Genomic DNA, 17928 nt, shown 5'->3' with positions numbered 1-17928 from the left:
ATCGTACGATTAAGCTACGGTTTCCTCTTTAATGACTAAACTTTCAACCAGTAATTGCAGTGTTGTGGCTTTGGCATCTTGTGCAAAGACTTTATTGGACAAGCTCTTGCCACTCACTGCTTCGATTTGTGCCGCAAAATCAGAATAATGCTGTGTCACCGCCCAAATATGAAAAATTAAATGCAGGGCAGAGATGGGCTTCATTTTTCCAGCAGCAATCCATGCATCAATGATCGCAGTTTTCTCTTTGACCAGTGCCTTTAATGGACCCTTTAAAATCTTGGTTAAATGCGGAGCGCCCTGAATAATTTCCAGTGCATATAGTTTGGATGCTTCCGGCATTTTTTTCGACAGCTGATATTTTACGTCGATATAGTGACTAAGTGCCTGAGCAGGTTCTTGTTCCAACTGGATATCATTTAATGGTGCTAGCCATTCCGTTAGTACATGAGAAAGTACAGCCGTATATAGCTCATCTTTACTATCAAAATAATAAAACAGATTGGATTTAGACATGTCTGCTTCTTGGGCAATTTGTTCCATACTTGCCCCGGTTAAACCATAGAGCGAAAAAACTTTTAAGGCAGCTTGAATAATCAGTTGTTGTTTTTTTGAAATGGATGATTTGGCAATAGTTTGCTTTTTTATGGTCACGGTCATGAGTGGTGCATAGCCAATAAAGGTGTGCTCATCATAGCAAAAACAGCTTGCGCTGTCATAAATCCATAATAAAAAAAGGACTTTATTTTTTGCATAAATTGCACATGAATTGTGCGGATAGTACCTTTTTGATGCATTTGATTTGACCATATGGTCAAAAAAATAAAGTGCATAAAATAATATAAATATATGATAAATATTATTAAAATTAGTTGGCACGAGTATTGCTTAATTAAAAATATATCAAAATGGAAGAAATGGTTTTAATCCATTTGTTGAAATGTATTTTTTAAAGAGAGGTGCAACATGAAAGTTGGTGTATTTTGTCCAATTGGAAATAATGGCTGGTTGCTTTCGAAAACAGCACCGCAATACAAACCGAGCTTCGAATTAAATAAAGAGATCGTACAACTGGCTGAACATTATGGTTTTGACTTTGCCTTGTCGATGATCAAACTGCGTGGTTTTGGTGGTGAAACAGAATTCTGGGATTATAACCTTGAAACCTTCACTTTAATGGCTGGTCTGGCAGCCGTGACGTCCAAAATTCAAATTTATGCAACAGCAGCAACATTAGTGATGCCACCTGCGATTGTGGCGCGTATGGCTTCTACCATTGATTCAATCTCAAATGGTCGTTTTGGTTTAAATGTGGTCACTGGCTGGCAAAAACCGGAATATAGCCAGATGGGCATGTGGCCGGGTGATGAATATTTTGGCAAACGCTACCAATATTTATCTGAATATGTGCAAGTGTTACGTGATTTGTGGGCATCTGGACATTCTGATTTTAAAGGTGAATTCTTTAAAATGGATGATTGCCAGGTGAAACCGATTCCTCAGGCGGACATGAAAATCATCTGTGCCGGCCAATCTGATGAAGGTCTGGCATTCTCGGCAAAATATGCAGATTACAATTTTGTCTTTGGTAAAGGCTTAAATACCCCAACTGCCTATGCTGGTATTAATGATCGTTTAAAAGCCCAAACGGATAAAACCGGACGTGATGTGTCAACGTATGTTCTGTTTATGGTGATTGCTGACGATAGTGATGAAAAAGCATTGGCAAAATGGCAGTGCTATAACGATGGTGCAGATATGGATGCCATTCATTGGTTACAGGATCAAGGTGCAAAAGATACCAAATCCGGCAGTGATACTAATATTCGTCATATGGCTTCAAGTGTTTCTCCGGTCAATATCAATATGGGAACTTTGGTGGGTTCTTACCAAAAAGTTGCTGCCATGCTTGATGAAATTGCCGAAGTCAAAGGGACCGATGGCATTTTATTAACCTTTGATGATTTTGTGCAGGGTGTAGAAGATTTTGGCACCAAAATCCAGCCACTCATGAAAAGTCGTATAGATGTAGATAGTCCGATTCCAAGTCAGGTTGCCAATCTGGAGAAAAGCGCATGAGCCATATAGAAACTTTACGTGCCGATTTCACCCCTGAATCTGCACCTGTACTTAGTGCTGTACCAGAGTCTTTACAGCTTGATCCGAAACAAACCGCATTAATCGTGGTGGATATGCAAAATGCCTATGCCAGTCTTGGCGGCTATTTGGATTTGGCTGGTTTTGATGTATCGACCACCAAACCAGTGATTGAACAGATTAAAAAGGCAATTGAGATTGCGCATCAAGCTGGTATTCAGGTGATCTTTTTCCGTAATGGTTGGGATGACCAATATGTCGAAGCTGGTGGTGCGGGTTCCCCCAATTTTCATAAATCCAATGCCATTAAAACCATGCGTAAAAAACCTGAGTTACAAGGCAAATTGCTGGCCAAAGGCGGTTGGGATTATGAACTGGTCGATGAATTACAACCAGCTGAAGGCGATATTGTAATTGATAAACCACGGTATAGCGGTTTTTTCAATACTTCGCTCGATAGCGTACTGCGTGCCCGTGGCATTCGTAACCTACTGTTTACTGGGATTGCCACCAATGTCTGTGTTGAATCCACCTTGCGTGATGGTTTCTTCCTTGAATATTTTGGGGTTTTGCTTGATGACGCATGTTATCAGGCCGGTCCGCGTGAAGCACATGAAGCCACCTTATATAACGTCAAAACCTTTTTTGGCTGGGTATCTGATGTGTCCAGTATGCAGCAATGTTTTGTGAAAAGCACACAAAGTTCTGCGGCTTAACTCATTTTTTCATATTCAATTATTGCTTAAATTTTGGAGAACAATCATGGCGAAAACAGTCATTATCCCGGAAGGTACTGGAAAACCTTTAGCCCCTTATGTTCCTGCAACGTTGGCCGACAATATTGTCTATGTCTCAGGTACGCTGCCGTTGGATGAAAATAACGATGTGGTTTTTGTTGGCGATGCCGCAGCTCAGGCACGGCATGTGTTGCAAACCATCAAAACCGTGATTGAAACCGCGGGCGGTAGCATGGATGACGTGACTTTTAATTCGATCTTTGTCAAAGACTGGGCGGATTATGCTGACATCAATCAGGTCTATGCCGAATTTTTCCCCAATGATAAACCTGCTCGCTATTGCATACAGTGCGGTTTGGTTAAACCGGATGCATTAGTCGAAATTGCATCAATTGCACATATTGGATAAGTCCATTTATTCAATATGTTGGAAACAATAAATTGCCAGACGCAAGACAATTGTATGGTGCTTTGAGCAGGATTGACCGGATGAGTCACCAAGCCATGGCTGTACAAGTCTTGCGGATGTACAGGAGATATATCAATGAATTCGATTGTTCAGGCCAGAAATTTGACAGCACATACAGCACAATCAAATCACATGGTGGCTAAAGTGGAAAAAGACCTCAATGCAGGTACAAAACCAGTGTTATCTAACACCCAACAATTGTTTAGAAATGCCATGAGTAATCTGGCTGCTGCTGTCAATATTATCAGCACTGATGGCGATGCTGGACGTGCGGGCTTTACCGCTTCCGCAGTATGCAGTGTAACGGATACACCACCAACACTCTTGGTGTGCTTAAACCGCAATGCATCGGTCTATGAAACTTTTAAAAAAAATCAGGTGCTGTGTGTTAATACGCTGGCTTTAGAACATCAGGATTTAAGTAATTTATTTGGTGGCAAAACACCCATGGATGAACGCTTTGCACAGGGACAATGGCAAACACTGGTAACCGGTTCACCTGTATTACAGGATGCCATGCTGGCATTTGATTGTAAGGTTAAACAGATTACCAGTATGGGAACACACGATATTTTCTTTTGCGAAGTCTTAGAGATTCAGCAAAAACAAGGCGCTCGTAGTCTGATTTATTTTGACCGGGCATATCACCAACTCACTAAACATCACTGATTTTTTATCCTGATCTTGGCAATGAATGAGTAATCTCGGGGTGGTACATAATGAAAGAAAGCTGGTTTGTAAAATGGCGACCTTATACTGGTGATATCGAAAAAACACCAGTAGCAATGAATGAATATTTACCCGCAGGACAATCTATTGTATTAGGACTGCAACACACTTTTGCCATGTTTGGGGCAACAGTGTTAGGACCATTACTGATGGGATTTGATCCTAGTTTGACAATGCTGCTTTCAGGTATAGGTACGATCCTGTTTTTTATCATTACAGGTGGACGAGTGCCCAGCTATTTAGGCGCAAGTTTTGCGTTTATTGGTGCTGTTGTTGCTGTGACAGGCTATAGTGGTAGCGGTGGAAATCCCAATATTGGTGTAGCTTTAGGTGGTACTGTTATTTGTGGGATTTTTTATGCATTAATGGGCTTACTCATCATGAAGACTGGGTCGGATTGGCTGGAAAAATTATTACCTCCAGTTGTGGCCGGTGCGATTGTCATGATCGTAGGCTTAAACCTTGCCCCGATTACAATTAAAGGGATTTCAGATAATAGTTTTGATACATGGATGGCATTGGTCACTGTATTATGTATTGGTAGTGTAGCTGTATTTACCAAAGGAATGCTAAGAAGACTGTTACTATTAGTGGGCTTATTATTGGCCTATTTTATTTATTTTATTACAGCTAATATATTGGGTTTCGGAAAACCTATTGATTTTACACCTATTGCAAATGCAGCATGGTTTGGTTTACCAACATTTCATCAACCTGAATTTCGAATGGATGCAATTTTACTAATTGCACCAATTGCTATTATTTTAATGGCAGAAAATCTGGCTCATTTTAAAGTTGTCGGTGCCATGACTGGGCAAAATATTTCACCTTATATGGGACGTGCTTTTTTTGCAGATGGTTTTTGTACTACATTGTCAGGATCGGTTGGTGGTACGGGTTTAACCACTTATGCAGAAAATATTGGTGTAATGGCTGCAACAAAAATTTATTCCACCATTATTTTTGTGGTGGCTGGTTGTTTTGCAATTTTATTGGGATTATCACCAAAATTTGGTGCAGTGATTAGTACCTTACCCGCTGCGGTTTTGGGTGGAGCATCAATCGTCGTTTTTGGTTTGATTACCATTGCCGGGGCACGTATCTGGATTAATAATCAGGTAGACTTTACTAAGAATGGCAATATGATTGTTGCTGCCGTGACAGTTATTATGGGGACTGGTAATTATTCAATTCATATTGGAAGTTTTGATTTAGGTGGTATTGGAACAGCAACATTTGCAGCGATATTACTTAATTTATTTTTAAATCGAGAGAAAAGTATAAAAGAAGCTATACCTGAAGATTTAGATCTTAAAAAAGTCTAATTCTAGTTATATAAAAAAGCACTTATTTACAAGTGCTTTTTTTATATTTAAAACTACTTAATAAATAATATATTTTAATTCTTATGTTTTTAATTTAGGTGCAGGACAGCTTTAATATTGTGCATTTTGTGTTCTTATTGTGCAATATAGATTTATATATTTTAACTGTTATGCTGTTTTATATTGTTTTTATTCTATAGAGGATAACTCTATATTATTAAAAGAAAATATTTTATATATTAATTTTTAAATTTTTTATAAGTTGGTGCATTATTTGCTTGTATTTATTATGGCATAAAGGTTGAGATCTTTAATCTGTTTAAAAGGGTTAATTGAAGATATATAGGAGCAATGAAATGGGTATTCCAGTCATAGATTTAAAAGATGTAGATATTAATGATCCGGAAAGTGAAATAACTCAGAAAGTTGTAAAAGAGTTGTATAAAGCTGCAACAAATTCAGGATTTTTCTACGTCAAAAATCATGGTGTTAGTCGTGATACGGTTACCAGACAATTTACTTTGGCGAAAAAGCTATTAAGTTTATCCGATGAAATAAAGCAAAAGTATAATGTAAGAAATTTCTTTGGTTTTAGAGGATTTGACAAAATTAATGGTCAGCAATTAGATCCAAATGCCAAACCTGATTTAAAAGAAGGATATTATTGTGGTAAAAATTATCCACAAGATCATCCATATGCGATTGCCAAATATCAAAATTATGGTCCAAATCAATGGCCTACTGAATTACCAGAATGTGAGTCTATTTGTCTAGAATATATTGATGAAATGTATAAATTATCAGATTTCATTATGAAATTATTGGCATTATCACTTTCTTTGCCAAGTAATTATTTTGATGCCTCAAGTCAGGATCCTATGGGGACTCTGCGCATGATACGTTACCCTTCACATCCAAAAGATGCAGATGAATTAACATTTGGTGCAGGGGCACATACAGACTGGGGATCTGTTACTATTTTAGCTCAGGATCAGATAGGAGGGCTTGAGGTTTGTATGCCTGATGGAACTTGGGTAAAAGCTTCTCCAATTGAAGATACCTTTGTGGTTAATTTAGGAGATATGATTCCAAAATGGACTAATGGTTTATATCATTCAAATCCACATCGGGTTAGAAATGTCTATTCAAATGGTGAATATCGATATTCTATCCCATTTTTTTATGAACCTGATTATCATGCTGTGATTTCTCCTGTACCTGGAACGCTTAAGGAAAATGAAGTTCCAAAATTTGAACCATGTACAGTTGGAGAACATTTAGAGCAAATGTATAATCGCTCGTATAAAAAGGCTGAAGAATCAATGGCCAAGAAAGCTGCTTATTATTAAAAAATAAAAAAGAGTTATTTTAATCCCAGATTAAAATAACTCTCAAGGTTTTACAGTCTATATTGTTCTACAAATTGATTTGAATTTTTATCTTTTTTTGCTTCATAAATAGCTGCTCGTTCAGCATAAATTTCTCTAATATATTGCGCAACCAAACAGCTATCATTAAACATATTGTATTTCCATCCCAAACCATATGACCATAAATTAATATTATCGACAGTCATCAGCTTAATATTTGATAATGGATCATAGAGATAATGATCAATTACTTTTCGAATTATTTCTTTCGTACAGGCTAATTTATGTGCATGCCAAAATTCTGTATGCCATTCTCCTGCTTTGGGTTGACTAAATGGATACTGTATACCGCGACCAGGTCTGTCATTCCCTAGACCATCCCAGGGACAACTTTCTCCTGCCCACCAGTTTCTTGGGCCATTTGGCACAGCCGGACGTATTTGTGCCCAAGTGATTAATTGTCGATTTAGCCAATCATCAGCATAACTATTTGAATTATATGGGTCTAATTTCATAATTGCTTCATTATTACCTCTGAAGCCAGAGGTAAATATTTCGATTTCATTTTCAATCTTAAAAATACAATGGCTATAATCCATTGCCATATTAAAACGTACACCTTTACTCTCAACAACATCTGCGACTTGAAGTACGCGTCTATAATCTTCTGACCAGTTATCAACATGATTTTCAAAAGTAATCGTGATTCCTTTTTTATCGGCATATTCATAAAAGTGCAGATATAATTCTGCAACTTGATTGTTAGAGATATAGGCTTTATTGATATCTTTTGCGGAAAGCATAACATTATGATATTTTGCTCCCACCGCATGAGTTAAATCGATATTTTTTTTAAACTCATTTTTTTCATCAAGACCTAATGTATATAATCCATAACCAGAATAAATAGGAAGGTTAACTTTTTGACTTGCTTTAATATATGCATCAATTTGTTGTTCTTTAATTGGAATATGATCTAGAAAATCCCAAACTTCAGCCTCTTTTAATAAGTTAAATTTTTCCTCAATAGTTGGTTCAATCAGAGAAACAGGATTTTCTATTGATGAAGATTGTATTCCAAGACCAGCACATCCTAATGGAAACATTTTTTTCATGTCGCACCTTAATGATTTTAAAATGGATAATTAACGCAGTAATAGATAAAGCAATAATAATACCAATTTTATATTTTTAAAATTTGACCATTTGGTCAAATTTGGCTTGTTTTTTGCTTTTGTAAAATAGCAAAAAGCAAATTTTAAATTGAGAGGGTAAGTGAATGAAAAAACTGGGTCAGATATTATTTTCTACTACAATTTTTTATCTACCGATAGCAGCATATGCTGAACCAATCTGGCAGGATTTCAGTATCACCGGTTTATATGGGACAAATTATGAATTAACGCCAGATGAAAAGCAGACTACAGTAACTTTTGAATATGCAGCCAAATTAAAATATGGTGATTTTTTTGGTTTTGCTGATCGTACAGAAAGTGGTGGACAAAAGGATACCTATTTTGAGGTTTCTCCACGCTTAAGTCTTGGGGCAACTACTGGATATAATATGCAATTTGGTATTTTAAAAGATGTACTATTATCAACAACTTGGGAAGGTGGAGATAATATGAATAATTATCTTTATGGCTTGGGTTTTGATCTTGATATCCCGTATTTTCAATATGCAAGTTTAAATGTATATCGGGCAAAAAATGATTTAACTACAGATGATTGGCAATTAACATTAACTTATGGTGTACCTTTTAAGTTAGGTTCAGAAGATTTTTTGTTTGATGGTTTTCTGGATTGGTCGACTGAAGAAGATGACCATGAAAGTGAAATGAACTGGACCAGTCAGTTGAAATGGAATGTTGGAAAACATATCTCGCCAGACACCAAGTTATATCTTGGGATTGAGTATTCGAACTGGACTAATAAATATGGTGTACCGGATAAAGATGAGAGAAATGTTAGTGCTTTAGTAAAATATCATTTCTGAAATTTTTTAATAAAAGAAGATAGACGATTTAATATTATTTTATTATAGATTAGTGAAATTGAATATTAAATTAATTTTAGGCGTGAAATATATTATTATTCCATGCCTTATTTGTTTGTGTCATATTTTAGCTCAAAAATAGCAATCAAAATATGATTTGTTTTAAAACTAATTTTATGCTAATGGTCTATTATTGTGCAATATGATTTTTTTTGACTCAAATTGAACCAAATGGTCAAATTTTTTAAGAATTGATTGTTTGTAAGTAATTAATAAAGTTATTTTTAATTTTGGCATGTTTTATGCTTTAACTATATAAATTGATTTTTTGTTGGTATAGCTATGGTGAAAATATAGAAAATATACTTTTCTATATAAATTAATTATTTATAAATTCAATAAAAATTGAATTTATAAATGTTAATACTCCAATATTGTTTGCTAGCTCTAAGCATCATTAATTTTCATAATATATGAATAGGCTTGTGGTGGTACATAATGAAAGAAAGCTGGTTTGTAAAATGGCGACCTTATACTGGTGATATCGAAAAAACACCGGTGGCAATGAATGAATATTTACCCGCAGGGCAAAGTGTGGCTTTAGGGCTGCAACATGCCTTTGCCATGTTTGGCGCAACTGTACTGGCACCCTTGTTAATGGGATTTGACCCCAGTTTAACCATGTTTATTACCGGGATTGGGACGATCTTATTTTTCCTGATTACGGGTGGTCATGTACCCAGTTATTTAGGTTCAAGTTTTGCCTTTATTGGTGCTGTTGCTGCGGCAACAGGCTATGCCGGGGCAGGCAGTAATCCCAATATTGCACTGGCCTTAGGAGGTACCATTGTTTGCGGAATTTTATATGCCTTGGTCGGGCTTATTGTGATGCGTACCGGTACGCAGTGGATTGAAAAACTCATGCCACCTGTGGTCACAGGGGCAATTGTCATGATTATCGGTTTGAATCTTGCACCTGTGACGATTAAGGGAGTGTCAGGCAGTACTTTTGATACATGGATGGCATTAGTGACCGTCTTAAGTATTGCTTCGATTGCTGTGTTTACCCGAGGCATGGTTCGCCGTTTGTTGCTTTTGGTTGGGTTGGTGATTGCCTATATTTTGTATTTCATAATGGCAAATGTCATGGGACTGGGTACACCTATTGATTTTAATGCCATTTCCAATGCGGCATGGTTTGGTCTACCTAATTTCCAATCTCCTGTATTTGATAGCAAAGCGATTTTATTGATTGCACCAGTCTTCATTATTTTGATTGCTGAGAATCTGGGACATTTTAAAGCCGTCAGTGCCATGACAGGACAGGATATTTCTCCGTATATGGGACGAGCCTTTTTTGCCGATGGTTTATGTACCAGTCTGTCTGCTTCTGTCGGTGGCACAGGAATGACCACCTATGCCGAAAATATCGGTGTAATGGCAGCAACTAAAATCTATTCGACCATTGTTTTTGTGATTGCTGGTGCATTTGCAATTTTACTGGGTTTATCGCCCAAATTCGGTGCCTTAATTAGTACCATTCCTGTGGCAATTTTAGGTGGCGCATCGATTGTTGTCTTTGGCTTGATCACTATTGCAGGCGCACGAATCTGGATTAGCAACCAAGTCGATTTCAGTAAAAATGGCAATATGATGGTGGCTGCGGTAGCGATTATTATGGGCACAGGCAACTATGCTTTACATATTGGCAGTTTTGATCTCGGTGGGATTGGTACGGCAACTTTCGCTGCGATTTTAATGAATCTGATATTTAATCGTGACAGTTTGTCGAGCAAACCGAGTACTGGAGCGACAGCACCTTTATCTTCACCTGCTTCATCCATAAAAGAATAAAAAACTCATTTAGCTGTCCTGTTTATCTTTCCTATGGAAAGATAAACAACGGTTATTAATATCTAATTTCTTCTCTTTATCTATGTGTTATAGGATTTATTATGGCAATTGAATCGGTGGCATTTATTGGACTGGGGGCAATGGGTTGGCATATGGCAGCCCATTTACCCAAAGCATTTTCCGATGTGCGGGTCTGGAACCGTACATTTAGTAAAGCAGAGCAACATGCGCAACTTTTTTCTACGACAGCAACTTCATTGGAACACGCGGTACAGGCTGATGTAATTTTTTCCTGTTTGCCAACCAGCCAGCAGGTCGAAGACATTATTGCACAGGCGCCACCAAAAGCAGGAAGTATCTGGGTGGATTGCACCAGCGGTGAACCACAGTCTGCACAAAAATTGGCACAGAGTTTAAAAGCACGACAAGTTGCTTATCTTGATGCACCTGTATCCGGACAAACCATTGGTGCGGAAAAAGGTACACTAACAGTCATGGTCGGTGGTGATGCCGAAGCCTTGGCGATAGCCAGTGTTGCGATTCAGCCTTTTGCTGGCATGATCGAATATGTCGGACAAAGTGGTGCTGGCTTTGCTGTGAAAGCGGTGAATAATATTTTAATGGCCGTGAATTTATGGTCGTTGGCCGAAGGGATGTGTAACCTAAAAGCACAAGCCGTAGATTTAAATGCTGCCTTAAAATGCATTAATGCCTCTAGTGGGCAAAGTGGTATTTCTCATAATATTTTTGCCCAGCGAGTTTTGAGTCAGGAATTTCCACTGACATTTGCTTTGAATCTGTTGGCAAAGGATGCAAAAATTGCCACGGATCTGGCCAGTGATAGCAATACGGTGATGCCGGTTTTACAATTAACCCAGCAATTGTTGCGTTCTGCCAGTAACAGTCTGCCGCAACCCAGTGATTTTTCCAGTGCAGTAAAGTTACTGGAACAATGGAATCAGACGCAATTAAGTTGATGATTTCATATTAAAGTGACTTGAGTCATGATGGCTTAAGTCACTTTTTTCATCAGGTTTTTTTCATCAGGTCGTGGAAAAAGCGTTGTTGAATTACAAAGCGTTGCGGCTCAACTGGTTGATAACAAAAACAACTTTTATCATGATGATTAAACATGCCGACTGCCTGCATATAGGCATGAATAATAGATTGACCAACAAATTTAAATCCCAGTTTTTTGAGTCGTTCTGACAAGTACCAACTGCGTAGCTGGTCCAGATCATAATCAACTAATTTGGCATGACGGCGCACGGCGATTTGATCAAGAATTTCTGCCTTGCTATAAAAAGCATGTTGCCAGAGCCAGAACGTCATAGCAGACAATTCGGTATGGGAATTTAAACTTTCAAATTCAATTGTATATTTTAGCCAGAGACGAGCATTTTCCCGGATTGCCAGTAGTTTGCCATGATGACGGATAATACCGGGATCAAGTAATATTTCTTTGATTTGTTCATCAGAAAAATTGGCAATTTGCGCAATTGGATATTGAAAAAAATAATGTCGATAATTTTCACGTTTTTTTAATACCATCCACCATGATAATCCGGCTTGTTGTCCTTCCAGACAAAATTGTTCAAACAAAGCCCGATCATCAAGACAAATTTGCCCCCACTCCTGATCATGATAATGTTGATATAAAGGCTCTTGTGATACCCAGAAACATCGTTGAGGTTGTGCTGTCATGGTGTGCTTCAATCTTTTTTATCTGTATAAAGATATTTGAATATGTTGGCATGTATTACAAGCAAAGCGTTACAAAAAAACATTCATTGCTGCACAAATATACGACTTATTTAAAATCTATTCATCTATTGTTCTTTTACTATGGTGAGGTATACCTGTGATTAAGGAGATAAGGAAATGAATAAAACGATAGTTCCTGTTTTTGCCAGTATTATTGCTGCTAGTACATTATTGGTTGGTTGTGCCAGTGCTACCCCTTCACAAAATCGGATTGGTGCAGCCGCAGTTGGTGGTGCATTAGGCGGTGGGGTTGGTAATCATGCCGGTGGTAAAGTCGGTGCAGCCGCAGGGGCAGCAGTCGGTGCAGGTGTCGGAACCAATACACAGGGTAGTTCAACGTCTGGCACGACCAGCAGTGCAGTCGGTGCAGGTATTGGTGCGATTGTAGGCGAAACTATTTTTGGTGGTGATAAAGGTGCTGCCATTGGTGGTGCAATTGGCGGTGGTGCAGGTGCTGCCATTGAGGAAAATCGTCGCTAATAATGTGAGATATAGAAAAGCTTATCGCGTGTATGGTAGGCTTTTTTTGTATCTGGATTGCGTCTTGGGTAATATGTGATAAAAGAGATTAAGATCCAAAACAGGATTAAATTTTTGGTATTTTACTGCCTGCGTGTTTTTGCAGTTGTGATTAGTTTATCTCAGGGCAGTTTAAAATAAAATTTACAATCACAAGTAGAGTATAAAAATGAAACAGATCAATGTAAGCATGCTGAGTTTACTGGGTGTAACGACTTTATGGGGCTGTTCAACAGCACAGCCTCCGGCTGCAGTAAATGCTGAAATTACAGCACCTTCAGCGCAACCCACAGGTCTTTATGCTGTGCGAGCAGTCGCAGAAAATCAACGTATTGCTATTTTGCCACCTCGCTCCTTGCCAGCGTCCAATGTCAATACCCAGCAATATGAAGATAAAATAGATAATCCGATTAAACGTGTGGCTGAACATCCAGTATCGACCTTTTCAATTGATGTGGATACCGGTTCATATACCAATGCAAGACAAATGATTTGGCGTGGGCAGAAGATTGTGCCGGAAGGGATTCGCGCCGAAGAGTTTATCAATTATTTCAGCTACGATTATCCGCAAAGCAATCAAAATCTACCTTTTAGCACCAACACACTATTCACCACTGCGCCATGGAACAAAAATCATCAACTACTACGAATTGCCTTAAAAGCGCAGGATATCAAAGCGCAGCATTTGCCAGACACCAATTTGGTTTATCTGATTGATGTTTCTGGATCAATGGGTAGTGAAGATAAGCTACCTTTGGTAAAAACCGCTTTATTGGAAATGGTTGATCAGTTACGCCCACAGGATAAAATCTCAATCGTGACTTATAGTGGCAAAGAGGAAGTGATTTTATCCGGTGTTTCGGGTCGCGATAAACAAACCATTAAAACTGCGATTAGTCGACTGACTGCATCAGGTGCAACCAATGGTGAGTCGGCAATTCAAATGGCCTATCAACAGGCAGAAAATCATTATCTTAAACATGGAATTAACCGCATTTTATTATTAACCGATGGTGATTTTAATGTCGGTGTCAATGATACCAAAACCTTAAAACAGATGATCGCTACGTATCAACAAAAAGGCATTGGCTTATCCACTATGGGCGTGGGAAATTATCGGTTTAATGATGGGCTGATGGAGCAATTGGCCGATGCTGGTAACGGAAAATATTCCTATCTGGATTCACTCGGCGAAGCCCGTAAAGTATTGATTCATGAAATGAGTTCGACGCTTGCCAATGTCGCTAATGATGTAAAAGTTCAGGTTGAATTTAATCCGGCCTATGTACAGGAATATCGTTTGTTGGGTTATGACAATCGCCAACTGGCACGGGAAGATTTTAATAATGATCAGGTCGATGCAGGGGATATTGGTGCAGGACATACGGTGACAGCACTGTATGAAATTGTCCCAGTTGGTGCAAAAGCAACGCTTGAGCCGCTACGTTATCAGGCTGATGCGAAAACTGTACAGGGCAGTAAAAATGGTGAAATTGCCTATCTGAGATTGCGTTATAAATTGCCGCATCAGACAGAATCAAAACTGATTGAACAGGCGATTAAACAAAATAGTCTGGTGCCATGGGAGAAGGCGGATCAGGACCTTTATTTTGCGGTTGCTGCCTCACAATTTGCATTTAAGCTGCAACAACGTAAAGACATTCCTGTCATGTCATGGCAAGAGATTATCAGTATGGCAAAAGCGGGTGCAAGCGCAGATCAGTTTGGACAAAAGCAGGAAATGATTGGCTTAATGCAAAAGGCACAATTAACTTATCCTGATCGTCAGTCAATTAATTAAAGGGAAAGGTTAAAGCGTATAGAATCAATTTTATACGCTTTTTGGTTTTTATTATCTTCTATTTTAGAGATTAACGTGATTTAAATAATGAGCGTGAGGCTGTAGCTTTTTTGCGGCGGATATAGATAGTTTTCTCGACTTCAGCGATCCGCTGTCCGGTTTCATCGATAATATCCAGTTTATACACCCGTAGAATGGGGGAATTATTGGCAGCCAGATACTCGATATGGCGAATCTCTGCTGCATCAATACGAATCTCGGCATATACCGTGCCCCGACCCGGCGACAGGAAGTTAATCGTGGCCGATTTATCCCAGACAATATATTTGTTGCCCAATAAATGCAGGAGTAGCAACATATAAAAAGGATCAACCATAGCATATAGACTGCCACCAAATTGCACACCGACAATATTACGATTTTGGCGGGTTAAAGGCATTTTTACCCGAACAAATCCTTGATTTAAATCTAGTGTGTCGATACTGATGCCAGCCCCACGAAACGGTGCATAGCGATTGATCAGAAGTTTTGTAATACCCGGTAGGCTTTTTACAGTTCGTATAATGTCCATAGGGTCAATTTATCTCATGATGTTTTTAATCATACTAGAGCATGATGTTGTAAAAGCATTGGTGCAATCTACGCTGAGTGGGGTGGATTGAGTCAATAGGATCTATATTTAAATAAAGGTTATGGTCATGACACGAAAACAAGAATTTTGGGTAAACACCACGGATCAGCAAAAGCTTTATGTCAAAACATGGGGGGATGAAACATTACCACCCTTAGTTTTGGTACACGGTTATCCAGATAATCAGGAAACATGGGAACCGATTATTCCTTTTTTAAGTGATCAATTCTATGTGATTACTTATGATGTTCGTGGGGCTGGTTCTTCCAGTGTGCCTGCCAGTGTCAAAAGCTATCGCCTACCACAACTGGCTGATGATCTTGAGTCTGTGGTAAATCAGGTGATTCCGGATCGATCTTATCATCTGGCTGCACATGACTGGGGTTCAATCCAAAGTTGGGAGTCTGTGACCGAACCACGTTTTCGTGGCAAGATTTTGTCGTACTCTACGATTTCCGGACCATGTCTTGATCATGCAACATTTGCATTGACAAAACTGCGTAAAAAAGACCCAGCCAAATGGATGAAATTATTAAGTAAATCCTGGTATATCGGGATATTTCATTTACCTTTGCTGGCACCGACATTCTGGCGTTTTTCCTCCGAAAAATTTTGGCAAAAATTTCTTACCAGTTTAGAAAGACAACAAGGCTTACCGATCAATGCCAACATTTCAAGAGATGGTCAATTTGGAGTACAACTCTATCGTGCTAATTTCCTGCCAGCTTTGGCAAAACCGCGCAAGCGTTATGCACAATGCCCTGTACAAGCCATCGTATTAAAATATGATCGTTTTGTTAGTCCTGACTATATTGAGGAAATGCCAAACTGGGTTGATGATTTTAGTCAGGTGGAAGTCGATGCTAATCATTGGGCGATTTTGAGTCAACCGGAAAAAATTGCCAACTACATTGCGACTTTTGCACAAAAATATTCTTAAAACATTCTCAGGTGCTTCTCGGTATAAACACCCTGAATATATTCGATCATAAGGTCAAACCTGATATTTTTCGCCGAATATCAGGTATTTCTTTCTATGAGCGCTATCTTCGTCTGGTTTTGGGCTGTTAGAATACCGCCTTTTATTTCACCTTACGATTCTTATGAATGCAGTAGTTGTCGCCATTGCAGTGATGTTTGCACTGTCACTGGCAAGAGTTTCGGTTGTTTTAACCTTGGTTGTGTCTGCGATTATTGGCGGACTGGTTGCAGGATTAAGCCTGTCGGATACTGTTCAGGCCTTTAATGCTGGTTTGGGCGATGGTGCGGAAGTTGCGCTGGCCTATGCAGTATTGGGTGCTTTTGCGCTGGCGTTGTCAAAATCCGGTTTGCCGGATTTACTGGCACATAAGCTGATTGGTATTTTAGGTATGGAAGCCAGTCAGAGTCAGGCCACCAAGGTAAAATATTTATTATTGGGTATTTTATTAATTTCTGCCATTTTCTCACAAAACCTGATTCCGGTTCATATCGCATTTATTCCAGTTTTGGTGCCGCCTTTACTTAAGGTAATGAATCATTTAAAGCTTGATCGTCGTGCGGCTGCTTGTGTTTTAACACTGGGACTGGTCGGGACATATATCTTTTTACCTGTCGGTTTTGGTGCAATTTTTCTCGAACAAATCTTGATGGGAAATATTAATAAGATTGGCGCAGCCTATGGTTTGCATGTTGATCGCTGGATGATGCCGGCAGGTATGGCAATTTCGGTATTGGGTATGGTGATTGGTACATTGTTTGCGGTCTTTGTCAGTTATCGTAAACCCCGTATCTATCAGGATCGGGAAATTAAACCGATTACCACCATTGATCTGGATAAACCACTTCGTGCCACCACTCAAGATGAGCAACAACAGCTTCATCAACAAAACGATACGCTGCAACAGGATGCCGAGGAATTAAAACAGGAAGCGCAGGATGTGCCAAAAATTTCCAGGAAAGTCATGTTAATGGCGATTCTGGCCATTATTTTGACGCTGGTTGCCCAATTGTATTCTGGTTCAATGATTCTCGGTGGATTGGTCGGTTTTGCGGTACTTTCTACTGCGGGTATCTTTAAGTGGCAACAGGCCGATGATGTCTTTGTACAAGGCATGCGCATGATGGCACTGGTGGGTTTTATCATGATCTCGGCAGCAGGTTTTGCTTCGGTCATGACACATACTGGTGATATTAATCAACTGGTGAATAGTGTGGTTCATTTGATTGGTGATAATCATGCACTGGCCGCGTTTTTGATGCTATTTATCGGTTTGTTTGTCACCATCGGAATTGGCTCCTCTTTTTCTAGTGTGCCAGTACTTGCGGTGATTTATGTGCCTTTATGTGTCCAATTTGGGTTTTCTCCTTTGGCGACAGTTGCACTTATTGGTACTGCTGCGGCACTAGGTGATGCTGGTTCTCCTGCATCGGATTCTACACTGGGACCGACTGCTGGTTTAGGTGTCGATGGTCAGCATGATCATATCTGGGATACAGTGGTGCCAACATTTATTCATTTTAATATTCCATTATTAATATTTGGCTGGATTGCTGCCATGGTTTTATAACCTAAAAACGAGTTGTAATAATATCATCAGATCAATATAAATCAGATTAAAATAGTGGGAATTTAAAGTAGATTAATTTAGTTGGAT

At 38.9% G+C, this 17928-nt stretch carries 17 protein-coding genes; 13 read left to right on the top strand and 4 right to left on the bottom strand.

Features of this window, described 5'->3' with window-relative positions:
* Positions 1-9 precede the first annotated feature (9 nt).
* Positions 10-660 carry a TetR family transcriptional regulator C-terminal domain-containing protein gene (locus tag CAP51_RS05265; RefSeq protein WP_087619895.1) on the bottom strand — a complete coding sequence of 217 codons (651 nt, stop codon included), beginning with the start codon at positions 658-660 and terminating at the stop codon, positions 10-12.
* A gap of 306 nt (positions 661-966) precedes the next feature.
* Here CAP51_RS05265 and rutA point away from each other — a divergent pair, with 306 nt between their 5' ends.
* The 6 genes from rutA to CAP51_RS05235 all read left to right on the top strand — a co-directional run bounded on the left by rutA (position 967) and on the right by CAP51_RS05235 (position 6706).
* On the top strand, positions 967-2079 hold the full coding sequence (gene rutA / locus CAP51_RS05260; RefSeq protein WP_087619669.1) for a pyrimidine utilization protein A: 1113 nt from the start codon (positions 967-969) through the stop codon (positions 2077-2079).
* Entirely contained in the window at positions 2076-2813 is a 738-nt protein-coding gene (gene rutB, locus CAP51_RS05255; RefSeq protein ID WP_087619668.1) for a pyrimidine utilization protein B, read from the top strand. Before rutA ends, rutB begins: the two co-directional genes overlap by 4 nt.
* Before the next feature lie 46 nt (positions 2814-2859).
* Positions 2860-3243 carry a pyrimidine utilization protein C gene (gene rutC / locus CAP51_RS05250; RefSeq protein ID WP_087619667.1) on the top strand — a complete coding sequence of 128 codons (384 nt, stop codon included), beginning with the start codon at positions 2860-2862 and terminating at the stop codon, positions 3241-3243.
* A gap of 192 nt (positions 3244-3435) precedes the next feature.
* A complete protein-coding gene (gene rutF / locus CAP51_RS05245; protein WP_245809087.1) occupies positions 3436-3972 on the top strand; it encodes an NADH-dependent FMN reductase RutF in 537 nt (178 codons plus the stop codon).
* Positions 3973-4022: 50 nt separating this feature from the next.
* Entirely contained in the window at positions 4023-5357 is a 1335-nt protein-coding gene (locus tag CAP51_RS05240) for a solute carrier family 23 protein (protein ID WP_087619665.1), read from the top strand.
* Between the two features lie 356 nt (positions 5358-5713).
* Positions 5714-6706 carry an isopenicillin N synthase family dioxygenase gene (locus tag CAP51_RS05235; protein ID WP_087619664.1) on the top strand — a complete coding sequence of 331 codons (993 nt, stop codon included), beginning with the start codon at positions 5714-5716 and terminating at the stop codon, positions 6704-6706.
* A gap of 50 nt (positions 6707-6756) precedes the next feature.
* On the opposite strand, the gene CAP51_RS05230 is transcribed toward CAP51_RS05235, so the two are convergent.
* The gene (locus CAP51_RS05230) at positions 6757-7842 is read right to left on the bottom strand and encodes a sugar phosphate isomerase/epimerase family protein (protein ID WP_087619663.1); all 1086 of its coding nucleotides are present in this window, start codon (positions 7840-7842) and stop codon (positions 6757-6759) included.
* 164 nt (positions 7843-8006) lie between these two features.
* On the opposite strand from CAP51_RS05230, the gene CAP51_RS05225 reads away from it, so the two are divergent.
* From CAP51_RS05225 to CAP51_RS05215, 3 genes are all read left to right on the top strand, one after another.
* On the top strand, positions 8007-8723 hold the full coding sequence (locus tag CAP51_RS05225; RefSeq protein ID WP_087619662.1) for an outer membrane protein OmpK: 717 nt from the start codon (positions 8007-8009) through the stop codon (positions 8721-8723).
* Between the two features lie 498 nt (positions 8724-9221).
* A complete protein-coding gene (locus CAP51_RS05220; protein WP_087619661.1) occupies positions 9222-10577 on the top strand; it encodes a solute carrier family 23 protein in 1356 nt (451 codons plus the stop codon).
* 101 nt (positions 10578-10678) lie between these two features.
* Positions 10679-11554, top strand: a complete 876-nt coding sequence (locus CAP51_RS05215) for an NAD(P)-dependent oxidoreductase (RefSeq protein WP_087619660.1) — start codon at positions 10679-10681, stop codon at positions 11552-11554.
* Between the two features lie 52 nt (positions 11555-11606).
* Here the strand turns inward: CAP51_RS05215 and CAP51_RS05210 are convergent, their stop codons facing one another.
* Positions 11607-12281, bottom strand: a complete 675-nt coding sequence (locus CAP51_RS05210) for a DNA-3-methyladenine glycosylase I (protein ID WP_087619659.1) — start codon at positions 12279-12281, stop codon at positions 11607-11609.
* A gap of 177 nt (positions 12282-12458) precedes the next feature.
* On the opposite strand from CAP51_RS05210, the gene CAP51_RS05205 reads away from it, so the two are divergent.
* Both CAP51_RS05205 and CAP51_RS05200 read left to right on the top strand, forming a co-directional pair.
* Positions 12459-12821 (top strand): DNA transfer protein p32, encoded by a 363-nt coding sequence (locus CAP51_RS05205; RefSeq protein ID WP_087619658.1) that lies wholly within the window; start codon positions 12459-12461, stop codon positions 12819-12821.
* A gap of 208 nt (positions 12822-13029) precedes the next feature.
* Positions 13030-14661: a vWA domain-containing protein gene (locus CAP51_RS05200; protein WP_087619657.1), complete on the top strand. Its 1632-nt coding sequence runs from the start codon at positions 13030-13032 to the stop codon at positions 14659-14661.
* Positions 14662-14731: 70 nt separating this feature from the next.
* Here the strand turns inward: CAP51_RS05200 and CAP51_RS05195 are convergent, their stop codons facing one another.
* A complete protein-coding gene (locus tag CAP51_RS05195; protein WP_087619656.1) occupies positions 14732-15232 on the bottom strand; it encodes a DUF4442 domain-containing protein in 501 nt (166 codons plus the stop codon).
* A gap of 127 nt (positions 15233-15359) precedes the next feature.
* Between CAP51_RS05195 and CAP51_RS05190 the strand changes: the two genes are divergently transcribed.
* Together CAP51_RS05190 and CAP51_RS05185 are read left to right on the top strand one after the other, a co-directional pair.
* Positions 15360-16232, top strand: a complete 873-nt coding sequence (locus CAP51_RS05190; RefSeq protein WP_087619655.1) for an alpha/beta fold hydrolase — start codon at positions 15360-15362, stop codon at positions 16230-16232.
* A 163-nt stretch (positions 16233-16395) separates the two neighbouring features.
* The gene (locus CAP51_RS05185) at positions 16396-17841 is read left to right on the top strand and encodes a Na+/H+ antiporter family protein (protein ID WP_087619654.1); all 1446 of its coding nucleotides are present in this window, start codon (positions 16396-16398) and stop codon (positions 17839-17841) included.
* The last annotated feature ends 87 nt before the right edge of the window (positions 17842-17928 follow it).

The sequence above is a fragment of the Acinetobacter populi genome (assembly GCF_002174125.1).
Lineage (GTDB): Bacteria > Pseudomonadota > Gammaproteobacteria > Pseudomonadales > Moraxellaceae > Acinetobacter > Acinetobacter populi.
The sequence above is the reverse complement of the archived record's forward strand: the minus strand, read 5'-3'. Positions and strand labels throughout refer to the sequence as shown.